We start from the raw sequence: 17,171 nt of genomic DNA, 5'->3' as shown, positions 1-17,171 counted from the left end.
TCCGGCGGGTCTCACTTCGCGGTCGACTTGGGCTGACTGTCGTCCACCTTGACCGTGACCTTGCCGGCCAGGATGTCGGACTGCTTCGCCTTGACCTTCGCGACGATATCGGCCGGCACCTTGGTATCGAAGGTGCCGAGCGGCGCCAGTTCCGAGCCCTTGTACTTCATCATCGAATACTGGCCATAGTCCTCGGCGGTGAACTTGCCTTCCTTCACCAGCTTGATCGCGCGATCGGCCGAAGGCTCGAAATTCCACAGCGCCGAAGCGACCACCGTGTCGGGGTACTTGTCCTGTGTGTTGATCACGTTGCCGATCGCGAGCTTGCCTTTTTCCTTGGCCGCATCGCTGACGCCGAAGCGCTCGGCATACAGCACGTCCGCGCCCTTGTCGATCATGGCGAAGGCGGCCTCCTTGGCCTTGGGCGGGTCGAACCAGCTGTTGATGAAGCTCACGCTGAAGTCCACCTTCGGATTCACTTCCTTGGCCCCGGCCATGAAGGCGTTCATCAGCCGATTGACCTCGGGAATCGGAAAGCCCCCGACCATGCCGATCTTGTTCGTCTTGGTCATGCCCCCCGCGACCATGCCGGAGAGGTAGGCCGGTTCCTGGATGTAGTTGTCGAACACCGAGAAATTCGGCGCCTGCGGCTTGAGCGACGACCCCATCAGGAAGGCCGTCTTCGGAAAGTCCTTCGCCACCTTGCGCGCCGCCGCCTCCACGCCGAACACCTCGCCCAGGATCAGCTGATTTCCCGCCGTCGCGTACTCCCGCATCACGCGTTCGTAGTCGGCATTGGCGACGTTCTCCGTCGCCGTGTATTCGATTTCGCCCCGGGCCTCGGCGGCCTTCAGCGCCTTGTGGATGCGCCCCACCCATTGCTGCTCGAAAGGCACGGTGTAAACCGCGGCCACCTTCAGCTTGCCCTGTGCAAGCGCAAGTCCAGGCGCCCCCGCCGCCAAGGCAGCGGCAAGCGCGACCGAACGAACAACCCACTGACGACGTGATTTCAAAGCCTTCTCCTCAGTTAAATATTCTCAACCCAACAACAACCCAATTCGCGAAACACCGCGGAACCGGCTCAGCCGGGCCGCTGGTGTTGCCCCCGTCAGGGGGTGGGCGGCCGACACGAAGTGCGGCCAACCTGGGGGCGAGCGTCACTTCGTTCCGAAGATGCGATCGCCCGCGTCGCCAAGGCCCGGCAGGATGTAGCCATGGCTGTTGAGCTCGCGATCGATCGCCGCGGTGTAGATCGGCACATCCGGGTGCGCGTCCTGCATCGTCTTGACGCCTTCGGGGCAGGTCAGCAGGCAGACGAACTTGATGGACTTGGGGTTGAGCTCCTTCAGCCGTTCCACCGCCGCGACGGCCGAATTGCCGGTCGCCAGCATCGGGTCGACCACGATCGCGTCGCGCTCTTCCATCTCGCCGGGCATCTTGAAGTAGTACTCGACCGCGGTCAGCGTCTTGGGGTCGCGATACAGGCCGATGTGGCCCACGCGCGCGCCCGGAATGACGCTCAGCATGCCGTCCAGGATGCCGGTGCCCGCGCGCAGGATCGACACCAGCACGACCTTCTTGCCGTCGATGACCTTGGCATTCATGGTTTCCAGCGGCGTCTCGACCTCGATGTCCTGCATCGGCATGTCGCGCGTGACTTCGTAGGCCATCAGCATGCTGATCTCGTTGAGAAGCCGCCGGAAGCTGTTGGTGCTGGCCTCCTTGCGGCGCATCAGCGTGAGCTTGTGCTGGACGAGGGGATGGTCGACGAGGTGGACGTTGCTCATTGGCGTTGTTGGTAGAAGAGAAGAACCGAGAAGAACCGAAGTCTAGAAGACGGTGCCGTCGCTTTCGATACGAAGGGGCGGTGCACCGTGACGCAGGCGTTGTGCCAATACGCGGCCCGCGGCCCAGGTGCCGCCTTCGAGGACGCGGGCGAGCGGCATGTCTTCCTCGCTGCGGCCAAGCACCTTGCACACGCGCGGCGCAAGTTCGTCGAGCAGGGCGACGGTCAGGGCACGCCATTCGACGATGAACTCGTCGCCGACCTTCCATTCGCGCTGGAGAAAGGCCGGATCGCGGGGCACGATCATTCCGCTGTCGATCAAGAGGCCGCCGTTGCGGTATTCGGGCAGCGCGGTCAGCGCTTCGATATGGCGCACCTTGACGCCCGCCCACTCGAAAGGTTCGAGCAGGGAGTAGGTCAGCCATTGCGAGAGCTTGTGGAATGGCATCCAGCCATTGGTCAGACCCGGCCCTTGCACCGCGCTGTGGCGCCAGCAGTCGCCCAGCGCGAACCTGGGATCGCCGGTGCCGATGACGTCGCTGGCGTCGGCCGCGATGCTGTCGATCGCGTTCGATGACGGCCAGATGCTCGACAGTGAGTCCAGCAGCAGCGACAGGATCTCGTGCGCGGTGATTTCGGCCGTGGGCGGCGCGGCCGGGCCGTAGGGGCCGACCAGCGCGTCGAACAATCCGCCGGGCCGGCCATCGTCGCCGAACACCTCGGGCTGCTCGCTCATCGCCTCGCCGAGGCGGCGCAAGAGCGTGGCGCGCCCCGCGAGGCCGACCAGCGGATTGACCGCATTGACTTGGAAGGCGTCACCCAGCCGGTCGGTGACCAGCGCGCGCAATCCGGCGGCGTCGGCCTGCAGAGGCTGGTCGGGGTCGGACGAGAAAAGGCCGCTCGTGAACGCATGGAAGCTGGCGATGCCCAGGCCTTCGGAGCGCGAGAAGCGCTGGCCGGTGGCGGGCTCGATGTAGTGCCAGTCGGGTCCGGCCCCGGCGTCGAGCAGCACGCTCACCAGGACGAGATCGATGTGCGCACGCGCGCGCTGGCTGGCATTGGCATTGCCGAGCAGTTCGTCCAGCGTCTTGATGCGGTTGACGCCGCCGGCCTCGAAGTGGCGCCAGCGGCTGTGGTACGGAATGGGACTCCACGGGTAGCGGTCGCGCGTGACTTCCGCGACCGTGCGCGCGGTGTCTTCGAGCACGTTGTCGTTGCCGATCAGGAACCAGGGCGAGTCGCCAGCGCGCGCCCTGGCGAGCAGCGCCGCCGCACGGCTGCGCACCTCCCGCGTCGTCCGCAGGTGAGCGGCCGCGCCGGCGGGGTGGGTCGTGTCGTCCACGAATTCGGCGGCCGGGTCGACATGCCCCTCGGCATCGGCGCTCCGCACGGCCGGATTCGCCGTCGGCCGTTCAGGGTCCAGTCCGTAGTTGTCTCTGCTCATTGGTCCAACCCGCGGCCCTTGGCCTTCTTGAGTTCCTCGGCGTCGGGCACCGCGCCGGGCGTGAAGTAGCCGGCTGCCATCTTGGCGTCCATCTCCACGCGTGCGTCGGCCGGGATCAGTTCGTCGGGGATGTTCACGCGCGTGCCGATCTCGATGCCCGAGCCGGTGATGGCGTCGAACTTCATGTTGCTCATCGACACGAGGCGATGGATCTTGCGGATGCCGAGCCAGTGGAAGACGTCCGGCATCAGTTCCTGGAAGCGCATGTCCTGCACGCCGGCCACGCATTCGGTGCGCGCGAAATACTGGTCGGCGGTATCGCCACCGACCTGGCGCTTGCGGGCGTTGTAGACCAGGAACTTGGTCACCTCGCCGAGCGCCCGGCCTTCCTTGCGCGAGTAGGCGATCAGCCCGACGCCGCCCCGTTGCGCGCCCTGGATGCATTCCTCGATCGCATGCGTGAGGTAGGGCCGGCAGGTGCAGATGTCGGAGCCGAAGACGTCCGAGCCGTTGCACTCGTCGTGAATGCGCGCGGTCAATTCGACCTCCGGATTCGCGAGGTCGCGTGCGTTGCCGAAGATGTAGAGCGTCTGCCCGCCGATGGGCGGCAGGAAGACTTCGAGGTCGGAGCGCGTGACGAGTTCGGGGTACATGCCGCCCGTCTCCTCGAAGAGCACGCGGCGCAGATCCGTTTCGGAGCAGCCGAAGCGCTTCGCGACGCCGGGCAGGTACCACACCGGTTCGATCGCGGCCTTGGTGACCATTGCCGCGCCGCCCGCCGTGAGGAACTTGCCGTCGGCCTTGAGGCGGCCTTTCTGCAGGGCCTCGATCACCTCCGGCAGGATCACGTGCGCCTTGGTGACCGCGATCGTCGGGCGGATGTCGTAGCCCGCCGCGAGTTCGGTGGCGAAGGCGTCGGCGACCACCGCGCCCCAGGGGTCGAGCGACACGATCCGTCCGGGTTCGCTCCACTGTGGATAGGGGCCGATCACGTCGGTCGGCGCGGTGTTCGTCAGATCGGCCTTGTGGTGCGGCGACAGCGCGCCTGCGGCCACGGCGAGCGCGCGATAGACGCTGTAGGAGCCGCTGTGCGTGCCGATGACGTTGCGATGCGCGCGCTTGGTGGTGGTGCCGACGACGGGGCCACGCTCGATGGCGGTGGCTGCACCCCAGTGGATCGGCAGCGCGCCAAACAAGCCGGCGTGGGAGGTCAGCCGGATGTGCTTGCGCGCAGAGGAGGGCTCGGAAGAAGCGGGGGAGACAGGCAGGGAAGACGGAGTCGGAACGGTGTCGACAGACATTGCAGGCCCTCAAAAAACACAATGTATCGAGGGCTTTCAGAACTGGCAAGCAGGGGCATACGCCATTCGCCGTAACTCCCGACGGGCCTGCTGCGCAGTCGTTCTTGATGCGCCCCCCAAGTTGAAGCTGGCGGCACAATCCGCCGGAATTCTTTTTTGCGATGCCTGTAACCGGCTGAACCGAAAGCACGAATGACCAAAGAGGGCCCGTCGGCGAAGAGCGAGGCCGAGCTCGAACTGCATGGACTCTTCATGCGTGGGCTCGGCGGGGACGCCGCGGCCTATCGCGCGTTCCTGCAGAAACTCAGCTTGCACCTGCGCGCGTTCCTGGGCCGGCGCCTGTTCGGCTGGCCCGATGAAGTGGAAGACCTCGTCCAGGAATGCCTTCTCGCCATGCACAACCAGCGCCACACTTATCAGAGCGACCAGCCGCTGACGGCCTGGGTGCATGCCATCGCGCGCTACAAGATGATCGATCTGCTGCGCGCCAAGGCCGGTCGCGAGGCGCTGCATGAACCGCTGGACGACGACCTGGCCGTGTTCGCCGAGTCGGCCACCGAGGCGAGCGATGCGCGCCGCGACATCGCGGGTTTGCTCGACACGCTGCCTGACCGGCACCGGCTGCCCATCGTGCACGTCAAGCTGGAGGGCCTTTCGGTCGCGGAGACGGCAAAGCTGACCGGCATGTCCGAATCCGCCGTCAAGGTGGGCATCCATCGCGGCCTGAAGGCGCTGGCGCTCAAGATCAAGGAGACGATGTGAAAACCGACGACCTCATCGCCATGCTCGCCACCGGGACCGCGCCGGTGCCGCAGCGCGCGACGTCGCTCCGGCTCTCGGCGGCGCTGTTGATCGGGCTGCCGTTGTCCTTTGCCTGCATGCTGCTGGTGTACGGGGTGCGGCGCGACTTGGTGCAAGTGATGTCGCTGCCGATGTTCTGGGTGCGGCTGGCGTTTCCCGTCTGCATGGTGGTCGCCGGCTTTGTGATCGTGCAGCGGCTGGCGCGCCCGGGTGCGCATGTGCACCTCGCGTGGCTGGGGCTGGTGTTGCCTGTGCTGGTCATCTGGTCGATGGCGCTGATGATGCTCGCTTCGGCACCCGCCGAGCAGCGGCCGGCACTGGTCATGGGGCAGACCTGGCGAACCTGCACGATGAATATCGCTTTCATTTCAGTGCCGGTCTTCGCGGCAATGCTCGTGGCGCTGAAGGGCCTTGCGCCGACGAGGCCTGCGTTGACGGGCGCTGCCGCAGGCGCCATGGCGGGCGCGGCTGGCGCGGCCGTCTATGCCTTGCATTGCCAGGAGCTGGCGGCGCCGTTCCTGGCGGTCTGGTATGTGATCGGGATCGCGGTGCCGGCGATTGCCGGAGCGTTGCTGGGGCCCAAACTGCTCCGGTGGTGAACGGGTCCCTAGCGCTTGGTTTTTGAACCGAAGATTCCGCCCAGCACGCCCCGCAGAATTTCCCGGCCCATGGTCGTTCCCATCGTCCGCACAGCCGACTTGGCCATGGTCTGCGCCAGTCCGTCGTGCTTGCCGCCGCGCGGCCCTGTTGTGCCGAACAGGATCTCGTTGAGGCTGCCCATCACGCCGCCCGATGCCTGCGGACCTGCCGCGCCGGGTTTGCCGGCAATGGTGGGCGCGTCGGGCGCCGACTCGGATCGTCCCTTGAGCTTTTCGTAGGCCGATTCCCGGTCCACCGCCTTTTCGTACACGCCCGCCACCAGCGAATTGGCGATCAGCGCCTTCCGCTGGTCCGTCGTGATCGGTCCGATCTGGCTGCCGGGCGGCAGCACATACACGCGCTCGGTGATGGACGGCCGGCCCTTGTCGTCGAGAAAGCTCACCAACGCTTCGCCGACGGCCAGTTCGGTGATGGCCTTCTCGATGTCCAGGCCCGGCTTCTGCCGCATGGTGGTCGCCGTGGCCTTGACCGCCTTCTGGTCGCGCGGCGTGAAGGCCCGCAACGCATGTTGCACCCTGTTGCCCAACTGGGCCAGCACGGAGTCAGGGATGTCGAGCGGGTTCTGCGTCACGAAGAACACGCCCACGCCCTTGGATCGCACCAGTCGCACGACAAGCTCGATGCGCTCGACGAGCGCCTTGGGCGCTTCGTTGAAGAGCAGGTGGGCCTCGTCGAAGAAGAACACCAGCTTGGGCTGGTCGGGGTCGCCGATTTCGGGAAGATGCTCGAACAGTTCCGACAGCAGCCACAGCAGGAAGGTCGCGTAGAGGCGCGGCGAGTTCATCAGCTTGTCGGCCGCGAGGACGTTGACCACGCCCTTGCCGCCTTCGGTCTGCATGAAGTCGGCGATGTTGAGCATCGGCTCGCCGAAGAACTTGTCCCCGCCCTGGCTTTCGATCTGCAGCAGGCCGCGCTGGATCGCGCCGACGCTGGCCGCGCTGATGTTGCCGTACTGCGTGGTGAACTGGCTGGCGTTCTCGCCGACGTACTGCAGCATCGCGCGCAGGTCCTTGAGGTCGAGCAGCAGGAGTCCGTTGTCGTCCGCGATCTTGAACACCAGGTTCAGCACGCCGGCCTGGGTGTCGTTGAGGTCGAGCATGCGGCCCAGCAGCAGCGGCCCCATGTCGGACACCGTGGCGCGCACGGGATGGCCCTGTTCGCCGAAGACATCCCAGAGGGTCACGGGGCAGGCGAGGGGAGCCGGTGCGTCGATGCCGCGCTCTTTGAGGGAAGCGGCCATCTTGTCGCCGATGGAGCCTTTCTGGCTGACGCCGGTCAGGTCGCCCTTGACGTCGGCCATGAACACCGGCACGCCGATGCCGGAGAGCTTCTCGGCGATGGTTTGAAGGGTGACGGTCTTGCCGGTGCCGGTCGCACCTGTGATCAGGCCGTGGCGGTTGATGAGGCCCGGCAGCAGGCTGCATTCGATGGTGTCGTGGCGGGCGATCAAGAGAGGGTCGGCCATGGGTGAATTCCGGTCGTTGGCAGGTGACAAGTCTAGCGAAGCCGGACTCCTATAATCTCCGGCCCGTGTGATAGTTCCCTTCAGTATCCGGAGTTTTGACTTGCCTTCGACTGCCCAATCCCCCATTCCCGCCGCTGGCGACGCTTCCGAACAGTCACCTCTCGAGAATGAATTGGCCGTCCTCCTGGTCGAATCGCTCAATCTGGAAGTCGCGCCTTCCGGCATCGTGCCGACGGCGCCGCTCTATGGGGAGGGTTTGGGGCTCGATTCGATCGACATCCTTGAAGTAGCGCTCGAGGTGTCCCGCAAGTATGGCTTCCAGCTGCGTTCGGACGACGAGCGCAATCAGCAGATCTTCGAATCGCTGCGCAGCCTGGCCACGCACGTCGCGCAGAATCGCGGCGCTTCCTGATCCATGTCCCGATGGCGCATGGCGCTCCTGCTGCTCGCGGGGGTGACCTATGCCTGCGTTTCCCACTGGATGATGCTCTACCACGCGGCGGAGCCGTGGGCGATCGCGGTGCTGCTGGGGCCCCTATGGCTGACGGCGCTGGGTCTCGCTGGCAGCCGCTTCGGCAAGGCTGGGCTCGCAGTGGCAAGCCTGATCGGCGTGGCGCTGTTCGCACTCGTCATGCTCGGTGAGGCGGGTGACACGAACCGGCTCTATGTCCTCCAGCACGTGGGCATCAACGCCTTGCTGTGCGGATGGTTCGGCGGTTCGCTTCGCGGCGGCCGGCTTTCGCTCATCGGCCAATTCGCCGAACGTGTGCATCCTCTTTCGCCGGCCATGGTCAAGTACACGGCTCAGGTCACGCTGGTCTGGACGCTTTATTTCGCGGCGATGGTCGTGGCCTCGATCGTGGTGTATGCGAGTTTCTCGTTCGCCGCATGGTCCGTGTTGGCCAATCTCATGACGCCGTTGCTGGTCGGGGCGCTATTCCTCGGCGAGTATCTGTTGCGCTATCGGCTGCATCCTGAATTCGAACGCACCCGTCTGGTCGACGCGGTACGTGCCTTCTACAGCGCCCCGGTCAAGAGCACCGCCCGGCGATAAACCGGACCCGACGGTGAGTTTTTCTTCCTTCCTGCCGCTGATTGCAGATCGCGATCTCGACCGGCCCGTCGCCTGGCGCGCCGGCGTACCCGTGAGCGCGCGCGAGTTTCTCGCCGACGTCGCACGCTTCGCCCCCGAACTGCGTGACGGCGGTCCGGTCGTCAATCTTTGCGTCGATCGCTACGCCTTTGCGGTGAGCCTTGCCGCCGCCCTGGTCCGTGGCGAGACCAGCTTCCTGCCGCCCGATGCGCGCGCCGATACCCTGGCGCGGCTGCACGAGGTGGGAGACCCCGCGTTCGCTGTCGTCGACAGCATGGCGGTCGAGACGCCCGGGTTGCCGCGTGTCCTGTTCGAGCACCGTCGCGTCGCGGCAGATTTGTCCGATACGGCCGTGCCCGCTTTCGATCGGCGCATGCACGCCGTGAGCCTGCTGACCTCCGGTTCGACAGGCGCTCCCAAGCCTCACGCCAAGAGCTGGGGCGCGCTGGTGGCCTGCGTGGAGGCGGCGGTGAAGCGTCTGTCCGGCCTGCTGGGCCGCCCCTCGTTGTCCGGGCTGACACTGGTTGCGACGGTGCCGGTGCAACACAGCTACGGACTGGAATCATCCGTCCTGCTGGCCCTGCTGGGCGGAGCTTCCTTCGACAGCGGCCGGCCGTTCTTCCCGGCCGACGTGGCGGAGGCGCTGGCGTCGGTTCCGCAGCCGCGCGCGTTGGTGACCACGCCGTTTCATTTGAAGACGCTGCTGCTCTCCGGCATCGACCTGCCGCAGGTCGACCTGATCCTGTCGGCGACCGCACCGCTTTCGCCGCAGCTTGCCGCACAGGCGGAGCAGGCGATGGGCGGCGCGCTGATCGAGATCTACGGCAGCACCGAATCCGGCCAGGTCGCGACGCGACGACCGACGCAAGGGGAAGTCTGGGAGACCTTCGGCGACGTTCGCGTGCACGTCGAACACGACGAAGACGACGGCGAGCGCTTCATCTTCTCGGGCGACTACATTGCCGAGCCGACGCCGATGGCCGACATCCTGGAACTGGTCGACGCGCGCAGCTTCCGTCTGCTGGGCCGTGCCAACGACCTGATCCACGTCGCGGGACGGCGCAGTTCGCTGGGCTATCTCAATCACCACCTCAACAGCATTCCCGGCATCGAGGACGGCGCCTTCTGGCTGCCTGACGATGTGGCCGACGGCGTGGTGCGGCCTGTTGCCTTCGTCGTGGCGCCGACGCTCGATGCGCACGCCATCATCGCGGCGCTGCGGGAGCGCGTCGAAGCGGTGTTCGTGCCGCGGCGCGTGGTGCACGTGGCCGCGTTTCCGCGCGAGGGAACCGGCAAGCTCACTGCGCGATCGCTGCGCGAGTTCGCGCTGGCGCATCTGGCCTCCGACAACACGCCGGTCCAGTTGACGCGTGAAGTGCCCGAGGATCATCCGGCGTTCGCCGGCCACTTTCCCGGCCAGCCGCTCCTGCCCGGGGCGCTCCTCGTGTCGGAAGTCCTGGAGGCCATTCATGGCGTACCTGCGCTGGCGGCACGTCTTGGCCGGCAGCCGACGCTCGCAGCGGCCAAGTTCCTCGCGCCGGTGCGTCCGGGCAGCACGCTCCTGATCGATCTCACCCCCGAAACCGGCGCCGCGCGCGGGCTGCGTTTCGAAGTGCGCTGCGGAAACGTCGTCGCCGCAAGCGGGCGCTGGACTCCCGGCGTCGGCGCCACGTCATGAGCGGTTCGCCGCCAGAGAGCGGCGACGCGAAATCGCGCCAGGCCGAGTGGTTGCGCGCGCCGGAGCGCAGCAACATGCTCGCGCTGCGTGTCATCTGCTGGATCGCCATCAAGTGCGGTCGCAGGGTGACGCGGCTCATCCTGCACCCGATCGCACTCTATTTCCTGCTCTTCTCGCCGACGCCGCGCCGTCACATCAAGCGCTATCTGTTTCGCGCCATAGGACCGCATGCGGGGTGGCGCGATGGCTACCGACTTTTGCATGCATTCGCTTCGACGGTGCTCGATCGCCTCTACTTCCTGCGCGGGCGGATGGATCTCTTCGACATCCGGGTGCTGGGTCAGGAGCCGGTCGACGCCGAGGTGTATGCGGGCCGAGGCGCCTTCATGCTCGGTGCGCACGTCGGCAGCTTCGAGGCGCTGGGCGCGACCAGGCAGCACAGCGGCGCGCCGGCCGGCCTTCGGCTCGCGATGCTCATGTACCAGGAGAACGCGCAGCAGATCAACGCCGTGCTCGAGGCGATCAGCCTGCCCGAACTGCGACCGCACATCATCGGCCTCGGCCGGCCGCATGCCATGCTCGAATTGCGGGATTGGCTCGATTCGGGTGGTCTGGCGGGCCTGCTGGCGGACCGCACGCTGGCCGGTCCGGAGGAAGCGGGGCAGCAGCGCGGCAGCAGCATCGAGATTCTCTTCCTGGGCCATCCGGCGCTTTTCAACGACGGGCCATTCCGTCTCGCGGCCCTGCTGCGACGCAAGGTGTTTTTCATGGCGGGCCTGTATGTGGGTGGCGCCCGCTACGATGTGCTGTTCGAGCCGCTGGCCGATTTCAGCGAACGCGTGAGCGACCCGGCAGAGCGGGAACGGCGCATTCGGGCCGCCCTCGAAAGCTATGTCGCGCGACTCGAAGCGCTGTGCCACGCGTATCCGCACAACTGGTTCAATTTTCATGATTTCTGGCTCGAAGATTCGGTTTGACCGCTGGTGCAGGACGGTGCTGGCGGCGCTCGCGCTGTCGACTTCGCCGGCCTGGGCCTTCGATCTGCCCGAACTGATGGGCCTTCTGGCGCGGCAGAAGAGCGGCGACGCGACCTTCACCGAGCAGCGTTTCGTGCGCGGCCTCGACGGCCCGCTGAATGCGAGCGGCGAGCTGAGCTTCACCGCGCCGGACCGGCTGGTGCGCCGCACCCTCACACCGCGACCCGAATCGATGTCGGTGGAAGGCAACACGCTGACCTTGTCGCGCGGCGGTCGCACCCGCACGGTGACGCTCGACAGCATGCCGGAGCTTCTCGGCATGGTCGAAGCCATGCGGGGCACTCTGACCGGGAATTCGCAGAATCTGGAGCGTTATTTCCGCAGCACGCTGACCGGCTCAACCAACAACTGGGCGCTGGAACTGAAGCCGATCGACGAGCGGCTGGCCGCTCAGGTGCGCTCCATGCGCCTGACCGGCCGCGACGGCGAAGTGCTCGGCATCGAAATGGAGTTCATCGGCGGCGATCGCTCGGTGATGAACATCACGCCCGAACGCGGCGCAGGCGGTCCCGCCCGGACGCCGGCGCGGTCGGCCCCGTGACGCGAACCATCGCAGCATCCGGCCAGCGCCGTGGCGCGCTGGTGTTGTCGATCTGGCTGGCGCTGATGCTGGCCGGTGCCGTGTTGATCGCGCGTACGCATTTCAGCGCGGACCTCTCGGCCTTTCTTCCGGCGAACCCCGATGCCCGGCAGCGGGTGCTGATCGAGCAATTGCAGAGCGGTATCGCGTCACGCACGATCTTCATCGGCATCGAAGGCGGGAAGGACGCCGCGCAACGCGCCGTCGTTTCGCGCGCCGTGGCTTCGGCGATGCGCGACAGCCATCTCTTCGACCAGGTGCAGAACGGCGACACCAGCGAGTGGAAGGAGTCGGGCACTTGGATCTTTGATCATCGCTACCTGATCGCGACCGACGTGACGCCGCAGCGATTCACAGCCGATGGCCTGCGCGACGCGATCCTCGACGCGCTGTCGATGCTCGGCACACCTGCCGGCAACGCTCTCAAGCCGCTGCTGGAGCGTGACCCGACCGGCGAGACGCAGCGCATCGCCGAAAGCCTGATCCCGGCGAGTTCGCCGCGCAGCGAGGAGGGCGTATGGGTGTCGCGTACCGCACCGCGTGCGCTGATTCTGGCGACGACGCACGCGGCGGGCAGTGACCTCGATGCCGTCGCGAAAGCGATCGAGCAGGTGCAAGGCGCCTTCGATGCCGCCACGCAGGGGCTTGCGGGCGCCGGCCCGCAACTGCAGATGACCGGGGCGCCGGTCTTTTCGGTGCAAAGCCGCGACCAGATCAAGTCCGAAGCGATTCATCTCGCCTTGATCGGCGGCATCGTGATGGGTGCCTTGCTGCTGCTGGCCTTTGCCTCGCCGCGCGCGCTGGTCGTGGCGTTACTGCCGGTCGCGACCGGCGTGGTCGCGGGCACTGCAACGGTGAGCCTGGTGTTCGGCGAAGTGCATGGTTTGACCATGGGCTTCGGCAGCACGCTGATCGGCGAGACCGTCGACTACGCGATCTACTACCTCATCCAGGCGCGCGGCGCCGCTGTGCCGGGCATGGGCTGGCAACGTTGGCGCGACATTCACTGGCCTACGGTACGGTTGGGGCTCCTGACGTCGGTCTGCGGCTTTGCAGCGCTGGTCTTCTCCGGGTTCCCGGGGTTGGCGCAACTGGGCGTGTTCTCGCTGGCCGGGCTGATCGCGGCAGCACTCGTCGCGCGCCATGTGCTGCCGGTGCTCGCGCCGGACGGCGCGACTGGCATGGGGATGCGGGGGCAGATGGCCAGGATCGCTGGCATCCTCGTGCGCGGCCTGCCGCGTCTGCGCTATGTGTTCGTCGGGCTTGGCGTGGCCGCGCTGGCGCTGGTCGTGTGGCAGGGCGGGCATCTGTGGCGGGCCGATCTCGGCGCGATGAGCCCCGTGCCCAAGGCTGCCCAGGAACTCGATGCCGAGCTGCGCGGCGACATCGGTGCCAGCGACGGCGGCACGCTGATCGTGGTTCACGGCGCGGACATCCAGGCCACGCTGCGCAGTGCCGAGGCGGCCGGGGCGCGCCTGGAAGCACTGGTGGACAAGGGCGACCTCGCCGGCTTCGAATCCGTCACCCGGCTGTTGCCGAGCGAGGCCGCGCAGAAAGCGCGCATCGCAAGTCTTCCGGATGCAGAGACCTTGCGCGCGCGCCTGGTCGAGGCCACGCGCGGTCTGCCGTTGTCGGCGTCGCGGCTCGAACCTTTCATCGCGGATGTTCAGGTGGCCAGGAAGCAGCCCGTCATTCAGCGGACCGACTTGAAGGGCGGCCCGCTCGATGCCGTCGTCGGCGCGCTGATGTTCGAGCGGCAGGCCGGCGGATGGTCGACCTTGATCGCCCTGCATCCGGGTGCGAGCTTCGACACCGGCCGCCTCGCATCCGCGCTTGACGGGCTGCCCGACGTGCAGGTGGTCAATGTGGGACAGGAGCTTTCGAGCCTTTACAAGCGCTACCTGCACGAAGCCTTCATGCAGGTCATGCTGGGTGCGCTGGCGGTGGTCGTCCTGCTGGCCGCCTATCTGCGCTCGGGACGACGCCTGCTCGCGGTGTGCCAACCGCTGGTGGTCGCGGTGGTGCTCACGCTGGGCGGCATGGCGGCACTGCAGGTGCCGCTGGGCATCCTGCATCTGGTCGGGCTCTTGCTGATCGTGGCCGTGGGCTCGAACTACGCGCTCTTCTTCGACCAGTTGCGCGAGACCGGCCGGGCCGACGAAGACACGTTGGCCTCGCTGATGCTGGCCAATCTCACCACGGTCATTTCGTTCGGATTGATCGCGATCTCGAACATCCCGGCGCTGTCGTCGATCGGCCGCGTGGTTGCTCCTGGCGCGTTCCTGGCGTTGCTGTTGTCGGCGGCGTTCATGCGCCCGAAGGTGGCGGGCCCTGCGGCACAGCGCTGATGGGAAAATCCGCACAGCCCCGCGTTACGCTCGTGAGATTCATGCCGCAAGTTCTTCCTGCATCAGTCCCCGGATCCTGGCCTTGGCCGCCGATCATTCGCGCCAGCATCGGCTGGCATCTTCTTGCCATCGGTGCAGCCTTGTTTGTTCCCGGCGCGGCGCCCTGGGCGATCGGTGCGATCGTGCTGAACCATGTCGTGATCACCGCGGCCGGGCTGACGCCGCGCAGCAGCCTTCTGGGGCCGAATGTCACGCGGCTGCCGCAGGCGGCCGTCGATCGGCGGGAAGTTGCCATCACCATCGACGACGGTCCCGATCCGGAAGTGACGCCGCAGGTGCTCGACTTGCTTGATGCGCATGGACAGCGCGCGACCTTCTTCTGCATTGCCGAACGCGTGCTCGAACATCCGGCATTGGCGCGCGAGATCGTTGCGCGCGGCCACAGCATCCAGAACCACACGGCGCGGCATCGCCACAATTTTTCGCTGCTCGGGCCTCGCGGCTTTGCTGCGGAGATATCGCAGGCGCAGCAGGTCCTGGAAGAGGTCATCGGGCAGCGCCCGACGTGTTTCCGGGCGCCTGCGGGTTTGCGCAATCCATTCCTGGCGCCGGTGCTGCATCGCATGGGGCTGTCATTGGTCAGCTGGACGCGGCGTGGCTTCGACACACGCGAAGGCAATGCGGCGACGGTGCTCGGCAGGTTGACGAACGATTTGAAGGCGGGCGACATCCTGCTGTTGCACGACGGCCATGCCGCTCGTAGCGCGGCGGGGCGCGCTGTCGTGCTGGAGGTCCTGCCGCCGCTGCTGGCGCGTATCCGCACTGAGGGATTGCGCGCTGTGACTTTGCCGGAAGGTTTGTCCGCATGAGCGCGGGGACCCCGACGGACGCCGCGTGGCGTCGATTGCACGAGCGCGCGACCGAGCCGTACAGGAAGGCTGGCAAATTTGCATGGCATTTCGCACGCGGCAAGCTGGGTCGCGATCCGGTTTTTCGTGGGCTCGTCGAGTTCGGCCTGATCGGTGAAGCGCGCGGTCGCGTGGTCGACATCGGGTGCGGGCAGGGACTGTTTGCGAGTCTGCTGTCGGCCATGAGCACGATGCAGGCGCAGCCGGGCGAATGGCCTGTGTCATGGCCTGCCACGGCGAAAGATGCCCGCTACACCGGTATCGAGCTGATGCCGAAGGATGTCGCGCGCGCCGAAGCTTCGGTGGGGCATCTGCAGCCTGCGCCGCGGTTTGTCTGCGCCGACATGTGCAAGGCCGAGTTGCCGCCGAGCGATCTGGTGGTCATCCTCGACGTGCTGCACTACGTTGATCTCGAAGCCCAGGAAGGCGTCCTGCGCCGAGTGCGCGATGCGTTGCAGCCGGGTGGCCGACTGCTGTTGCGCGTCGGCGACGCGGCCAGCCGTCGCGGCTTCGCGATCAGCCAGTGGGTCGATCGAACGGTGACGCGTGTTCGGGGGCATCGCGTGTCGCCTACGTGGGGCCGCACGCTCATGGATTGGATGGCGCTGCTGGAGCGCCTGGGTTTTTCCGTGCAGAGCATCCCGATGAGCAAGGGCACGCCCTTTGCCAATGTTCTGCTGGTGGCCGATCTCAAGGAAGTCGAATGACCGCACCTCAAACATTGGACCAGGCAGGTATCGCCCGGCGAATTCCGCACAGCGGCACGATGTGTCTGCTGGAGCTGCTGGAGTCATGGGATGCAAACGCCATCCATTGCACGACGACCACGCATGCGCGTGACGACAATCCGCTTCGTACTGCGAGCGGCCTGCTGTCGCCGAATCTCATCGAATACGCCGCCCAGGCGATGGCTTTGCACGGTGGTTTGCTCGCGGTGGAGGGCAGCGAGCCTTCGGCCGGGTTTCTGGCGAGTGCGCGCAATGTCCGCCTGGCTGTCGAGCGTATTGACGACATCGCCGGCGCGTTGCATGTGCATGCTCAGCGGATCTCTGGCGATGCGAGCCAGATTCTTTACGAATTCGCGGTGAAGGACGCCGACGGCCGATCGCTCGCAGAGGGGCGGGCGGTCGTCGTCCTCAACACACCGCTCGCCAAGGAAGCCACATCATGAGTCTCACAGGAAAACGCGCGCTGATCACCGGCGCCAGCGGCGCGCTCGGCGCGGCCATTGCCCAACGTCTTGCCCGCGACGGAGCCACCGTTCTGCTGCATGCGAACTCGCGGCCGGAATCGGTCGAGCAGTTGGCCGCCGCCATCGCCGCAGGGGGTGGCAACGCCGAGTGCGTGGTGTTCGACCTCCGCAGCGATGAGGCGTCACGCGCCGCCTGCGAGCGCATGCTCGAAAGCGGACCGGTGCAGATCGTCGTGAACAACGCCGGTGTGCACGACGACGCCGTTCTGCCGGGCATGCAGGCCGAGCAGTGGCACAAGGTGATCGATGTGTCGCTCAACGGATTCTTCCGTGTGACGCAGCCCTTGTTGTTGCCTATGCTGCGCACGCGATGGGGGCGCATCCTCAACATCTCGTCGGTGGCGTCTTTGACCGGCAATCGTGGGCAGGTCAACTATGCGGCTGCGAAGGGTGCACTCAACAGTGCGACCAAGGCGCTGTCACTGGAAGTCGCTGCGCGCGGGGTGACGGTGAATGCGATTGCGCCGGGGATCATTGCGTCGCCGATGGCTGACGGGGTGTTCGACGCGGCGATGATCAATCAGATGGTTCCTGCCAAACGCGCAGGCAAGCCGGAGGAAGTGGCGGCGCTGGCGGGGTTTCTTGCCAGTGATGACGCTGCTTACATCACGGGGCAGGTGATCTCGATCAATGGCGGGATGATTTAGGCGGTTCTTCGGGTTCTCTTGAAGGTCCGCCCGGTATGCGGTGCGGGCTGTGCGACCCCGCTGCGCCGGCCCTTCGGGCTTCCCTGCAGTGCTCGCCTCAGGCGGGGTCCGCGTGAAACTCGCTGCGCTCAGACACACGCGGCCCTGATCCGCCTGAGGCTGCGCGCTTCG

The 17,171-nt window shown here is 66.4% G+C and carries 17 protein-coding genes; 12 read left to right on the top strand and 5 right to left on the bottom strand.

The window, feature by feature from the left end; translation table 11 throughout:
- Positions 1-11 precede the first annotated feature (11 nt).
- From AC1DN9_RS14190 to AC1DN9_RS14175, 4 genes are all read right to left on the bottom strand, one after another.
- Complete coding sequence (locus tag AC1DN9_RS14190; RefSeq protein WP_478101168.1) at positions 12-1,013, bottom strand: BMP family protein; 1,002 nt, start codon at positions 1,011-1,013, stop codon at positions 12-14.
- A gap of 144 nt (positions 1,014-1,157) precedes the next feature.
- Entirely contained in the window at positions 1,158-1,787 is a 630-nt protein-coding gene (upp, locus tag AC1DN9_RS14185; protein ID WP_478101166.1) for a uracil phosphoribosyltransferase, read from the bottom strand.
- 42 nt (positions 1,788-1,829) lie between these two features.
- Positions 1,830-3,230, bottom strand: coding sequence for a URC4/urg3 family protein (locus tag AC1DN9_RS14180; protein ID WP_478101164.1), 1,401 nt, complete (start codon positions 3,228-3,230; stop codon positions 1,830-1,832).
- Entirely contained in the window at positions 3,227-4,531 is a 1,305-nt protein-coding gene (locus AC1DN9_RS14175) for a GTP cyclohydrolase II (protein ID WP_478101162.1), read from the bottom strand. The genes AC1DN9_RS14180 and AC1DN9_RS14175 overlap by 4 nt, the downstream gene beginning before the upstream one ends.
- Before the next feature lie 192 nt (positions 4,532-4,723).
- Here AC1DN9_RS14175 and AC1DN9_RS14170 point away from each other — a divergent pair, with 192 nt between their 5' ends.
- Together AC1DN9_RS14170 and AC1DN9_RS14165 are read left to right on the top strand one after the other, a co-directional pair.
- Positions 4,724-5,293, top strand: a complete 570-nt coding sequence (locus AC1DN9_RS14170; protein ID WP_478101161.1) for a sigma-70 family RNA polymerase sigma factor — start codon at positions 4,724-4,726, stop codon at positions 5,291-5,293.
- A complete protein-coding gene (locus AC1DN9_RS14165; RefSeq protein ID WP_478101159.1) occupies positions 5,290-5,931 on the top strand; it encodes a DUF1109 domain-containing protein in 642 nt (213 codons plus the stop codon). Before AC1DN9_RS14170 ends, AC1DN9_RS14165 begins: the two co-directional genes overlap by 4 nt.
- An 8-nt stretch (positions 5,932-5,939) precedes the next feature.
- On the opposite strand, the gene AC1DN9_RS14160 is transcribed toward AC1DN9_RS14165, so the two are convergent.
- Complete coding sequence (locus AC1DN9_RS14160) at positions 5,940-7,457, bottom strand: helicase HerA-like domain-containing protein (RefSeq protein WP_478101158.1); 1,518 nt, start codon at positions 7,455-7,457, stop codon at positions 5,940-5,942.
- A gap of 100 nt (positions 7,458-7,557) precedes the next feature.
- On the opposite strand from AC1DN9_RS14160, the gene AC1DN9_RS14155 reads away from it, so the two are divergent.
- The 10 genes from AC1DN9_RS14155 to fabG are packed head-to-tail and all read left to right on the top strand — an operon-like array spanning position 7,558 to position 17,000.
- Positions 7,558-7,869 (top strand): phosphopantetheine-binding protein, encoded by a 312-nt coding sequence (locus tag AC1DN9_RS14155; RefSeq protein ID WP_478101156.1) that lies wholly within the window; start codon positions 7,558-7,560, stop codon positions 7,867-7,869.
- Between the two features lie 3 nt (positions 7,870-7,872).
- On the top strand, positions 7,873-8,511 hold the full coding sequence (locus AC1DN9_RS14150) for a COG4648 family protein (protein ID WP_478101154.1): 639 nt from the start codon (positions 7,873-7,875) through the stop codon (positions 8,509-8,511).
- A gap of 13 nt (positions 8,512-8,524) precedes the next feature.
- Positions 8,525-10,228 carry an AMP-binding protein gene (locus AC1DN9_RS14145; RefSeq protein ID WP_478101152.1) on the top strand — a complete coding sequence of 568 codons (1,704 nt, stop codon included), beginning with the start codon at positions 8,525-8,527 and terminating at the stop codon, positions 10,226-10,228.
- Entirely contained in the window at positions 10,225-11,205 is a 981-nt protein-coding gene (locus AC1DN9_RS14140; protein WP_478101150.1) for an acyl-CoA synthetase, read from the top strand. The genes AC1DN9_RS14145 and AC1DN9_RS14140 overlap by 4 nt, the downstream gene beginning before the upstream one ends.
- 16 nt (positions 11,206-11,221) lie before the next feature.
- Positions 11,222-11,806 (top strand): LolA-related protein, encoded by a 585-nt coding sequence (locus AC1DN9_RS14135; protein WP_478101148.1) that lies wholly within the window; start codon positions 11,222-11,224, stop codon positions 11,804-11,806.
- Positions 11,803-14,193 (top strand): MMPL family transporter, encoded by a 2,391-nt coding sequence (locus AC1DN9_RS14130; RefSeq protein ID WP_478101146.1) that lies wholly within the window; start codon positions 11,803-11,805, stop codon positions 14,191-14,193. The genes AC1DN9_RS14135 and AC1DN9_RS14130 overlap by 4 nt, the downstream gene beginning before the upstream one ends.
- A gap of 41 nt (positions 14,194-14,234) precedes the next feature.
- Entirely contained in the window at positions 14,235-15,062 is an 828-nt protein-coding gene (locus AC1DN9_RS14125) for a polysaccharide deacetylase family protein (protein ID WP_478101145.1), read from the top strand.
- A complete protein-coding gene (locus AC1DN9_RS14120; RefSeq protein ID WP_478101143.1) occupies positions 15,059-15,808 on the top strand; it encodes a class I SAM-dependent methyltransferase in 750 nt (249 codons plus the stop codon). The genes AC1DN9_RS14125 and AC1DN9_RS14120 overlap by 4 nt, the downstream gene beginning before the upstream one ends.
- Positions 15,805-16,272 (top strand): hotdog family protein, encoded by a 468-nt coding sequence (locus AC1DN9_RS14115; protein WP_478101141.1) that lies wholly within the window; start codon positions 15,805-15,807, stop codon positions 16,270-16,272. Before AC1DN9_RS14120 ends, AC1DN9_RS14115 begins: the two co-directional genes overlap by 4 nt.
- The gene (gene fabG / locus AC1DN9_RS14110; protein ID WP_478101139.1) at positions 16,269-17,000 is read left to right on the top strand and encodes a 3-oxoacyl-ACP reductase FabG; all 732 of its coding nucleotides are present in this window, start codon (positions 16,269-16,271) and stop codon (positions 16,998-17,000) included. The genes AC1DN9_RS14115 and fabG overlap by 4 nt, the downstream gene beginning before the upstream one ends.
- Positions 17,001-17,171: the final 171 nt, after the last annotated feature.

Source organism: Variovorax sp. 05L425 (assembly GCF_056397705.1).
Note: the sequence above shows the minus strand (reverse complement) of the source record. Positions and strands in the feature narration are given on the sequence as shown.